We start from the raw sequence: 310 nt of genomic DNA, 5'->3' as shown, positions 1-310 counted from the left end.
CTTTTATATCACATTGATTTTTTTGAATTATCAAAATATAGAATTTCTGGTTGCCATGTTAATAGTAGGTTTGTCAGAGGAGTTTTTCTACAGAAAGATTATTTTAGGTAGATTACTAGAAAATTTCAATGTCTCTACTTCATTAATAATTTCTTCACTCTTGTTCGCAGTTATTTTACATAACTCAGAAAGTTTTATTATAAATATCACATTACGCATGTTTTTAGGTTTAATTTTAGGGGCTATTGCTTACAAAACTAAAGATATTAAAGACACAGTATTTATACATACAATATACAATCTACTAGTT

Annotated in this window: 1 protein-coding gene; it reads left to right on the top strand. The window is 25.8% G+C overall.

Annotated features, from left to right (window positions below; all coding sequences use genetic code 11):
- Positions 1-310, top strand: a 310-nt coding sequence (locus CD118_RS11865; RefSeq protein ID WP_142380890.1) for a CPBP family intramembrane glutamic endopeptidase, incomplete at both ends; no start/stop codon positions are given.

It is taken from the genome of Staphylococcus coagulans (genome assembly GCF_002901995.1).
Lineage (GTDB): Bacteria > Bacillota > Bacilli > Staphylococcales > Staphylococcaceae > Staphylococcus > Staphylococcus coagulans.
This window is presented reverse-complemented; position numbering and strand designations above follow the sequence as displayed.